The 10,166-nt window shown below is 57.3% G+C and carries 8 protein-coding genes and 1 pseudogene; 1 reads left to right on the top strand and 8 read right to left on the bottom strand.

Annotated features, from left to right (window positions below):
- Positions 1-217: 217 nt before the first annotated feature.
- The 6 genes from BSU04_RS00255 to BSU04_RS00230 all read right to left on the bottom strand — a co-directional run bounded on the left by BSU04_RS00255 (position 218) and on the right by BSU04_RS00230 (position 7,015).
- Positions 218-718, bottom strand: coding sequence for a hypothetical protein (locus BSU04_RS00255; RefSeq protein WP_089158723.1), 501 nt, complete (start codon positions 716-718; stop codon positions 218-220).
- A 120-nt stretch (positions 719-838) separates the two neighbouring features.
- Entirely contained in the window at positions 839-1,276 is a 438-nt protein-coding gene (locus BSU04_RS00250) for a hypothetical protein (RefSeq protein ID WP_256981939.1), read from the bottom strand.
- A 130-nt stretch (positions 1,277-1,406) separates the two neighbouring features.
- Complete coding sequence (locus tag BSU04_RS00245) at positions 1,407-1,916, bottom strand: hypothetical protein (RefSeq protein ID WP_089158722.1); 510 nt, start codon at positions 1,914-1,916, stop codon at positions 1,407-1,409.
- The gene (locus tag BSU04_RS00240) at positions 1,909-4,233 is read right to left on the bottom strand and encodes a hypothetical protein (protein WP_089158721.1); all 2,325 of its coding nucleotides are present in this window, start codon (positions 4,231-4,233) and stop codon (positions 1,909-1,911) included. The genes BSU04_RS00245 and BSU04_RS00240 overlap by 8 nt, the downstream gene beginning before the upstream one ends.
- Positions 4,230-5,774, bottom strand: coding sequence for a tyrosine-type recombinase/integrase (locus BSU04_RS00235; protein WP_089158720.1), 1,545 nt, complete (start codon positions 5,772-5,774; stop codon positions 4,230-4,232). The genes BSU04_RS00240 and BSU04_RS00235 overlap by 4 nt, the downstream gene beginning before the upstream one ends.
- A 2-nt stretch (positions 5,775-5,776) precedes the next feature.
- Positions 5,777-7,015: a tyrosine-type recombinase/integrase gene (locus BSU04_RS00230; protein ID WP_089158719.1), complete on the bottom strand. Its 1,239-nt coding sequence runs from the start codon at positions 7,013-7,015 to the stop codon at positions 5,777-5,779.
- A 212-nt stretch (positions 7,016-7,227) separates the two neighbouring features.
- On the opposite strand from BSU04_RS00230, the gene BSU04_RS00225 reads away from it, so the two are divergent.
- Positions 7,228-8,217 (top strand): ADP-polyphosphate phosphotransferase, encoded by a 990-nt coding sequence (locus BSU04_RS00225; protein WP_256981938.1) that lies wholly within the window; start codon positions 7,228-7,230, stop codon positions 8,215-8,217.
- 187 nt (positions 8,218-8,404) lie between these two features.
- Here BSU04_RS00225 and BSU04_RS00220 read toward each other — a convergent pair.
- Both BSU04_RS00220 and tnpC read right to left on the bottom strand, forming a co-directional pair.
- Positions 8,405-9,236 (bottom strand): annotated as a pseudogene (locus BSU04_RS00220) (SulP family inorganic anion transporter); the annotation flags it as partial.
- A 63-nt stretch (positions 9,237-9,299) separates the two neighbouring features.
- On the bottom strand, positions 9,300-10,166 hold an 867-nt coding region (gene tnpC, locus BSU04_RS00215; RefSeq protein ID WP_144021078.1), incomplete at its 5' end, for an IS66 family transposase.

The raw sequence follows: 10,166 nt of genomic DNA, 5'->3' as shown, positions 1-10,166 counted from the left end.
GATTCTTGGCACCTAGGGTGTCGTGTTGCGAAGGTTTTTTCTTCGACTCTTCCTTTATTTATAACGAGGAAGTTATCCACAGGCGCCGCCATTCTCTGTAGAGCTGTTGTGTTACCGAAGTGGGCCTGTCTGTTGCGCGGCGGAGCGACCACTTGCGCAACAATGACGGCTTGATCGTGGCATCGTGTGATCGGATGTTGTTGCGAATCCGTGCCGCCTATGCAGGGAGGGTAAACCTCGTTCCGAGCTGCCACAGCATGTCGATGTTTTTCAGATAGGTCGCGACGTTTTCAGCTGGCGCGTGGATGATCGAATGTTGCGAGCTATCCATGCTGTTGACGTCTGCCGTCCATGGATCCTCAAGACTGGTGCATACGTCGGCGACGTCCTCGCGATATCGCTGGAACGCGTGATCATCCCAAGCCTGAACGGCTGCAGGAGCAAGCAACACTGAGAGCACACCCTTGCGCTCGCCGATGAATCGCACCGGCGCAAGCAGGCCGCCGAGGTACATGACCAAGATCGCATCAACGACCCGGTCGTCGTGATCTTCGTCCCAGATTATTGCGAAGTCGAGGAACCTTCCAAACTGAAGCTGATGCATCAGTTCATCGTGCCAGGTTGGTACGCGCAGAACAGAATAATGTGTGCCCCGTCCGAGGTGTCCTACGGGCCGGATCTCATCGTGCAGCGTCTGGAAGCAGGGTGCGTAAGACATTTCGTGCTCCTTTCGGGAGAGAGGCGGTTTCCACCGCAGAACCACAGCCATTTCGCGGCTGTCGCGATCATGCAAATACTACGTATAAGTGACCGACAAGCAGATGGCTGGCAGTCCTCGTCACGACGGCAATTGATCTGCCCGGCGCTTGATGTCGATAGGTGTGGCAATCGGTAAGGCAATGAACTGTTCCTCTGGTATCTCCCCCCAGTTCTGGGTGAACGGCAGATAGAAGTTGATCATCCATTCCTCCGCGACCTCGCGAGCCGCGTATGGGTGCAGGATCTCACCGTCGGCGCGTACGCGGTCAAACCGGAACATCTCCCTGCGCGGATACGCCGGATTCTTGAAGCGGACTTCCGTCATACGGTGAACAGCTTCGCCTGGATAGCCCGGATGACCGGACGTGTCCGCTTCGACGACTGCAGCTTTGATGTGCTCTTCTTCCGTCAGGTGACAGTCAGCAAGACTCGCCTCGTCCAGAACTACTTCCTCCACCATGTACGGCGGTCCCTGATACCAGATGGGGTTGTTCTCAGTGAGTCGGATGGCAACCACCGTTCGCGTTCCTACGTCCGTGCATCGCCAACAGAAGGGGCCTTCAATAAATTCGAGGCCGATGTAAAAGTCAGCAAGCTTCATATCTGATCACCGTTCGGTTTCGTGTCCACACCGTACAGGACATCGGTCAACGTTTCTTCCGCCTGGTTGTCGACTGCAGCTTCGTCGAGATTTCCGCCGTCAATTGCGCAACCGTTGCCGTGGGTACTGCGCCGAGATCAATGAGTTTATCCCGAGCATCCCGGTATTCTTCATAGAATCTTGCCCACTTGCTGAAGCCGCCGAGCTCGCCGACAGCGCGCAGCATTGCAAGGTGGGAAGCGGTCAGTAGTTGCACAGTGGCTTTGAGTTCTGCGATCCTGATGTCCTTGTCGGCAAGCGAGACCGCGGTATCGGCGCCGGATCGTTTGGCAACACGTCCGCGCCAGCGGCGGTACTCGGCCTGCCGATTCTGATATTCAGCGAGCAACCTGCTTCGCGTTTTGCTGCGCGTAATTGACGAAGCCGCGCTGATGGACGGGTGCAGCCGCGCGACAGCGCGAGCTGTGATGTCCTCATCATCGGCCAGCAGCGTTTCGAGAATCTCGCGCATCTGATCGTCGTCGCTGGGCGGTGTGGTCTCGTCAGGTTCAGTCATCAAGTACTCCGCGTTGCCGGGGCCGTGACAGGTCAACGCCGTCAGGGAAGGGGCGTTCGCCCGCTGGTGTTGCAAGAAGCTTCTGTACGCCAGCCAGCCGCTTCTCTGCGTGGTCAAGCTGGTTTTGCCAGCCGATGCTGGTCGATGGTCTGGCCTTGATCGACTCCAGGGCAAGCCTGAACTTGCCCTCGAGCCGGATCAGGTTCTGCCGGTTCTCCTGCAGATCGGTGGCCGACAGATGGCGGCAGTCCGCGAAGCACTCAAGATGTTTGGGGCACGGATCGACCGTAAATGAATTCAGGCAGTGCCCGTACGGCGTGGCATGGAAGCCGTCCGCTTCGGCGCGCAGGTACTCGTACGCGGCAGTGTCACCCTCTGTTGCCTGGATGCGCCGGAACGCGTCCACGATCGGGCCATTGGCCTTGCCGCCCTTGATGAGCCTGGCAACCGTGCTGGCTTTTTCACCGAGCATGATCTCGATGTCCTGTGGGATCTCGATCTGGTCGAGATCCTCGGCCAGGCTTCTATGATCATACTCGTAGCTCTGTGCGACACTACGCCGGTTGAAGCGTTTGGAGATGATAGTGTCGGCAATGCCCAGTCGGAACAGTTCCGTGTTTTGCAGATGACGTAACATATGCGACTCCATTCGCAGGGCACGGTCCTCCTCGGTTTGCCCATACTTCTCGAACACCGTCTCGCATGTTGTGTGCTCGCCAAGTGCCAATTGAATGAGGTCGGGACCCGGGCGACGCACAGCCATATATCGGCTGACATCGCAGAGACCTTCGTTGCGTTCCTCCGCGAGCGAGCGTTTCGGAAGCACAAACAGTAACTCCCATGGCTGCACAGCGCCCACAGCCAATGGAAGCGGAGAAGTCTCCGACACTTTCGTGGGTGTATGCGCGCGTATATGTTCTTCCAACTCGCCGACGTGCAGATAGGCGTTATGCCAACCCACGCGCTCTTGAATCCCGATGACCTTGCCGTTCGCTCGGCGGAAGCGCATGGCGATCTTCCCGTCACGCATCTTCTTCAGCAGGCGACTTCCGAACGTATATACCGCCATGTCGAGCGTAAGTTCTCCGCTCTGTCGCCGTTCCGTCTGATAGCGATGCAACTCGACTAACACCGCAGGATCGAAGCCTTCACGATAGCGCTCAATGAACGGTTCCCTTTCGATTCCCAGCCAGAATGGGTTGCCCATCAGTCGCGTGTACAGTTCAGTGAAGGGCGCGACATCATTGGCCCGATACCACGGCAGTAGTCGACCAGACTCGCACTGCAGCTTTAGGGTCTCACGTAGTGGCTCCGTGAGCTTCACGACATGATCGAGCGTCTCAGTGAGCAACGCCCGGAACATGTCGGGCACGGGCTGCGTGTTTTCACGCAGAACAGCACTATCGGCCTCGTCGTCCTGCTGCTTTTCAGCGAAGTGACGGACCATCAACGAAGTCGAGATGCCGCCGGCTTCGCCAGCGGGACGGCCCTTAGAGTCCAGATAGCTGCGCTCTCGTTTCCAGTCAACGGGAAGCAGTGCAGCTTCGCCGGCACGGAAGCCCGTGACGATCATCGTACGTATCGCGGCAAACCGCAGATCGTCCATGAACGTGCGCGGCTTCTCAGTCATCACGATACGGGTCAGTTCCCAGAATGCACGGCGCTCTGGCAGCCGTTCCTCACGCTTGCGCGCCTCCAGATCAGCGCGCAATTCGTCCTGCGACCAGGTATGTTTCGCCTTGATCGCGCTTTTCATTTTCATGCGAGGAACAGCGAGGGACGAGTACAACTGGCCGGCGTCGCAGATGTGCTGCGCATCAAACACCACTCGGACGATGCCAGCAACCAGGTCAGCCAGTTTTCCCGATGACTGAATCGCTGTCCCGATGCGAATCGAAAGACGCAGATCATCGACAGTCAGTCGCCACGGTTCCTTGTCCACGCATGTGGCGATCATACGCAGCGGACGCGCGATGCATTGCGACACATATCCGACCGTGTTGCGCTTGAACAGCAACTGCTCGGCGACCGCAGCCTTGATGATGTCCTGCCACGCAGGAGATAGGGCATGGCGGGCCAGTGGCGTCAGGTTGCCCTCGGTGCGCTGCGCATTAATGATCACCAGCGCCTTCGCATCAGGCCCCAGGTCTCTCAGGTAATGGGCCGGCGGCGGAACGTCGCCGGCAATGACAGTAAGATTCCAGCCGACGCCGTCGCATGCGACGCCTGTTTCATCGAGAGGTATGTCCCATGACAGACCTTTCTCACCGACCAGCGTTTTACCCAGTTCGATGAACGCGGAGTAGTGTGGATTCATCGATTGTCGCCTTCCAGTTCCTCGATGACCGCCTGTATCTCAGCGATCGTGCGTTGCAGTTGCAGGTAGGCTGGAGAGCTGGTGTCGCCGCGAGAGCTCTGATCGAAGAACATCACTACTTCACGCATGGCGGTTAGCACGTGCTCATGCATCGCTTTGTCGTGCAAGGGCATGAACTTCCTGCATCCATAGCACGATGTGACCGGGTTGTAAGGGCAAGCAGGCTGCCCCGAAGAACATCCGCCGATACCTGCAATCGGAATGCCGTGAGGCACACCAGCGATCTGTTGCTCACCTTTAAGAAGGGTGAGCTCTTCCGGGGAGATGAACCGGTCGTGTGCAATTTTCGCCACGCGTCGGTATATGTCCGACGCGCCGAGCGCTTGGTTTACCCGCTCCGCGTGCGTGGCCGATGTCGCGAAGTACACCAGCCCGGTTTGCACGTGTGAGTGCCCCATGAATTCGGCCAACTCTTCGTGGCTTGCGCCGGCGTCGACGAGCCTTTGGGCTGCGGTATGCCGCAGATCCGTGGGCGTACCGAGGTCATCAGAGCCGATCAGCTTTCTCACGAGCGCGGCAATTCGAACGCCCGCTTCGTAGTTCGATTCAACGGCAAAGAAATGCGCAGCGCCCGCAATACCCTCGGCCCGCCGCGATGTATTGAGAGCGACGAAGATCGGCGCCCACTCCCGCTTGACTCGGCGCGTGAGCGGCTTTCTTTTCGAGGCACTTTTCTGCTTGGCCATATGGAAGGTTAAATGCACCGTCGGCGGACCATCCGGCGCATCCTGCCAGATACGCACATTTCTCATGGTCAGCATCGCGATCTGGATTGGGCGCATGGCAAACTGATAAGCGCACAGCAACATGCCTGTGTCGCAGAGGTCCTCGTGCGTTGGAGGTGCGTTCACGGACGACGTGAGCGCTGAAACGGTTTCGTCCAGATGCCTCACGATAGCTGCTTCCTCGTCGACCGACAGAAAGACATCCCCAGAATGCACTCCGGCATACGAATCTGTCGCAGGACCGGGTAGGGAAGAGCGAATAAATTCTTCATACCTCGGAGACCAGCCGCAAAGCCGGTGGGTACACAACAACCGCAACAGTGTTTTGCCGAACCGGTACGCGTCCTGGGACAAGTCGCGGGCGCGCATGATAGTCCATTCATGACCGATTTTGTGCGGGCCGGCGTCGACCAGTTTTTCAACTTCGGGAACCGAGAAGTGCATCGCTCCACTTGCTGCCTTGAAGGCGGAAACGACATGAAGTCCTTTGCCCAGCAGAAACAGGAAGAGCTGCTTCACCAGCATGCCGTATGCACCGGGGTAGCGATCGAAGTCCAGCCTGTGCACTCGCCCGTAGATCAACAGTTCGAATACCGTTGCATCCGTGGGCGCGACGATCGAACGGGTAGCATCATCAAATTCGTCGTAGTAACGGATCACGGGAGGAAGGGCTGGAAGTCGCGAGACCACGTCGGCAATCAGATCTCCAGCGTCACGAGCGACACCCGCGACGCCGTTGCTACGGGACAGTTGCATGATCAGAGTCCTTTCGGGATGGCGCGTAGCAACGCTACCCGGTCATCGAAACTGTCGTTCCACACGTCCGCTAGCCGGTCCTCGAACACCGCCCGCGCGTAGCGCGAGGGCATCACCGATTTCTTTGACCATCCGAAGAACGTCCGCATCTTCTGCAGCGCCTCATCCATCGGGTCACCGTTATCGAGTAGTTGGTGTAACCGTACGACAGCGCTTGTGTGACGCAGGTCATGCGGCATAACGGAATCCTTGCCACAGCGATCGATCAATTCACGACGTACCGGCTCCGGCAACGCATTCGAGACTTCGCGAAACGCTTTCGTCAGCGATTCGGTCGCGAGCGGGTTGCCAAGGTATGAAGTGAGCAGGAAGGGGTGGCTAGGACGGCCGCGGTAGTTTTCAACGTAGGTCTGGACCAGCTGAGCCGTTAGCCCACTGACAGGAATCTGTCGGACAGAATGGACTGTTTTGATGCTTGGCTTCGAGTACCGTAAGTCGATCGGCTCATCGGCGTCGCCGTCCTCATATTCGTTTTCCTGCACATTGAGCCAATAACGCGGTGTTTGCCTTTTCTTGTCAAAGCCGGACTTTACACAGTCGGCTGTAAGCAGCAGCAACTCGCCACGCCGCAGTCCTTGATGCAACATCAGCACGAAGGCGATGTAAATGCGCCAGCGGGTCTTCGCATGCTTGAACCGATTCCGACTTGACTCTGGGTCCAGCAGATCGTAAAGCGCCTCCACGACGGAGGCTGGCAATGAGCGGATGGTTTCGACCTGACTGTTTTTCCGCACATGCAATTGGCTATACAAGGTCGAAAGCCGGTGCAAACGCGCCTCGATGTCTCGCAGACGATCATCCGGAATCCGGCTCTTGAAAAGCCATGTCACCACGTCCGTGACAAACCCGAGGCCGGCATGCCAGCGCAGTTCGTCGGCTCTGGTGGCTCGCGGCCGATTCCGGATTGAGACAAACCATGACTCAAGAACGTCGGTCAGCGCGCCGTCATCGACGCCAGCAAGCGCATCGTCGAGACCATTTGGTCCCAGAATACGGTCCGCGTGCTGGTAAAGGTCCTCGATGTACCGAAGCTTGCCAGTTTGGGTCGATTCGGCCAGATGGCCCATCGACATGATCAGCCAGACGTTGGCCCAATATCGTGGAATCGCAGACTCACCGACCAGGGTGACGCTTCTCAGTTGGCCCGGAACCAGCGAATCCGATAACTGGAGAAAAGTCATCGATCGACGCAACGGTAAAAAGGTGCCAAATGATACGAAGCTGTTGCGTCGAATCCATGACAGCGAGGCGAAATCCGCAACACTTCTTTAGGTACCACTGAAATGGATAACTATTATTATGTAAAATAGATGAAATCCCGCAGACTACCCAATCCATCGGCAACGTTCTCGCCGGCGCTGCGCTCGGCGTGAGCCCTGGCGCAACTGGATCGATGACGGTTCAGTATCGGATCACGCCCAACGGGCCGCTGCGTAACTGGGCGCCTGGTTCCGTCACGGTCAACACGGATGAGGTGATGCCCGCGCCGTGGTGTGCGGTGTACTTCACGGCAACCGGTGTCGATGGCTTTCCGGGACACGAAAATCTCGACGGAAGGGTCAAGCTCGACAAGTGGCCGACGAAAGTGGAGCCCGTGTACAAGTCACGAGAACACTACCAACAATTGCTGGGTGAGCATGTCGCGCGCCTGAGCTCTCTGCAGCAGTTGCTCTATGCCTTCAACCGCTATGCTGTTCTGCTTATCTTCCAGGCAATGGATGCGGCCGGTAAGGATGGTGCCATCAAGCATGTCATGTCCGGCGTGAACCCACAGGGTTGCCAGGTTTTCAGCTTCAAACATCCCAGCCCCATTGAGTTGCAGCACGACTTCCTTTGGCGCACCACACGCAATCTGCCAGAGCGCGGACGAATCGGCATCTTCAACCGGTCCTACTACGAGGGGGTGCTGATCGCCCGCGTCCATCCCGAGATTCTCCGTAACGAGGGCCTGCCGGATGCACTGCTCGACGAGAAGACCGTGTGGCATGACCGCTATCGTTCGATCGTGGATCTGGAGTTACACCTTTCCCGGAACGGCACGCGGATCGTCAAGTTCTACCTTCACATCTCGAAGGAAGAGCAGCGCAAACGCTTCCTGCAACACATAGACGACCCTGAGAAAAACTGGAAATTTAGTGCTGCGGACATCGAGGAGCGGCAGTACTGGAACCAGTACATGAAGGCCTATGAGGAATGCTTCGATGCAACCAGCACTCGGCATGCGCCTTGGTACGTCGTGCCGGCCGACGACAAGGAGAACGCCAGGCTGATTGTATCCAGGATCGTCCTTGAAACCCTTGACGGACTTGAAATGACCTACCCGAAGACGAGTGCCGAACGCAAAAGGGAATTGCAGTCAATTCGTGCTCGTCTCGAGAAATAAGGAATGGGATCAAGCGAAGTCACGAAGTGATCGTTCGACCAATTGTTCCATGTGACGAGCGCGCCATTCGCACCAGGGTGCTGCAGGTACGCTTGAGAGAAGCGGCAAGTCGGACTGCAGGCGACACCCAATCATGAACGCAGCCCTTCGCGGGCGGAGCTGGTAGCAAACGCGCCAGCCCATCACTCGCCCGGCCAGTCAACGCTGTGCTGTACGGCATGCGAACGGCATCTGTCACGGTCTCGAAGAAATGTGTTTCGACAAACATCGCGAAGAGCCCATAGGTTCGCAGTCGGTCCTTCACGGGGCCTTTCAATTCTGCAAAATACAGGGCGATGTTCGCTGTTTCCAGCTCGTGATGAAGCCCGGAGAGCATGTCGGCAGCTGTGACGTCAATATCGGTGATCGGCCCGAGGCAACGACCAGCCAGGCAGGTGGTCGCGATGCCTGCGAAATCGCCCGTCGTATGTGTTGGTGAAATATCTCCGCGTTTGCGAAAAAGAGTGGCGCATCCCAACGAATCAGTAGAAGGCCAGGAACCTGTTTTGCGTCTGGGTGCCGCACAACATCGTGATAACCAGGCCTCCCTTCGATCTTGCCCAAACGGCGTAAGGGTGCCACGCGCGCCAGACGAATGACAGCAGTGACAGGCCGATAGCGATGAAGATGCCCTGTACGACGCCGACTGTGAGTACACCTGCGAAGCAAACCATGGACAGCGTGAACTCGCTGCGGCGCATTCGATAAAGACGTGTCACGTTTCCAAGATCGAAGAGCGAGAGTGCGGCAGAAACAATGACCGCGGCGAGAGCCGCATTCGGCATATGCGTTAGCAACGCAGGAGCCACGATAAGCAGAAAGGCGATACAGAGCGCGGACACAACGCAGGTCAACTGTGTCTTTGCGCCGGCTGCCTCGGCGACTGGCGTTCGTGACGCACTACTGCAGACTGGGACACCCTGCAACAGACCGGCCGCGATATTGGCGACGCCAAGCGCCACGAGCTCCTGGTTCCGGTCGACCGTGTAGGGTAAGCGGTCTTTGAAGGACATAGTCGCATTAGCATTGACTAATGCCTTGGCTTAGCGTTCAGGCTTCCCGAGATTCCAAGGCAGCAACGCCTCGTAGTCATCGACCGTCTTTGCATACGGCAGGGCTTTGAATAAATCAACGAGGTATTGATACGTATCGATGCGATTTGCTTTGCACGTCTGGACGAGCGAATAGAGGTTCGCACTCGCCTTCGCTCCGCCAACGGAGTCGGCAAAAAGCCAGGAACGACGTCCTACGCAAAATGGGCGAATTGAATTTTCACATTCGTTATTATCAATGGGCCACGCCTGGTTTTCAACATAGCGATTCAATTTTGGCCACTGCCCGGCGAGATACCTCAGGGCCTCGCCCAATTTTCCGCTCGGCGCGGTCGTCTCAAGATGATGGTCTAATAGTTTCTTAATTTCCTTAAGCACCGCAGTGCTGTAACGCCGCCGAAGGCGTGCTCGCTGGTTCGGCTTCTTCTGAGCCTGCGACTCCGCCGCGTAGAGCTTGCCGATGAGATGGATGAACTGCGTGGAAGGCTGATGTACACCGTGCGCTTCTTTAGGCAACACGTCCTGGGCTTTCACAAAATAGCGTCTCGCGTGCGTCCAGCAACCTAAATGCACGAGGCCGTTGGTTTTAGCGATCGCGTTGTATGACTCGTAGCCGTCCGTCATTAGCACCGCGCCACGGCGCATGCCTGCCCATAGGTCAGATCCATGTTGCATGCCACGCCCGGGCGCATATCCGAACAGCCGTACGGGCGGCCCGCTGCCATTCATTTGGGCCCACATAAAGCTTTTGGTTTGTGGCGCTCGCCCCGGTTCCTTGAGCACCTGCACGGTGGTCTCGTCGCCAAACACGATCTCACTGTCGAGCAAGTGATCTCGCAATAAATTAATGATGGGCTG

Origin of the sequence: Caballeronia sordidicola (assembly GCF_002220365.1) — a bacterium.
Classification (GTDB): domain Bacteria; phylum Pseudomonadota; class Gammaproteobacteria; order Burkholderiales; family Burkholderiaceae; genus Caballeronia; species Caballeronia sordidicola_C.
Note: the sequence above shows the minus strand (reverse complement) of the source record. Positions and strands in the feature narration are given on the sequence as shown.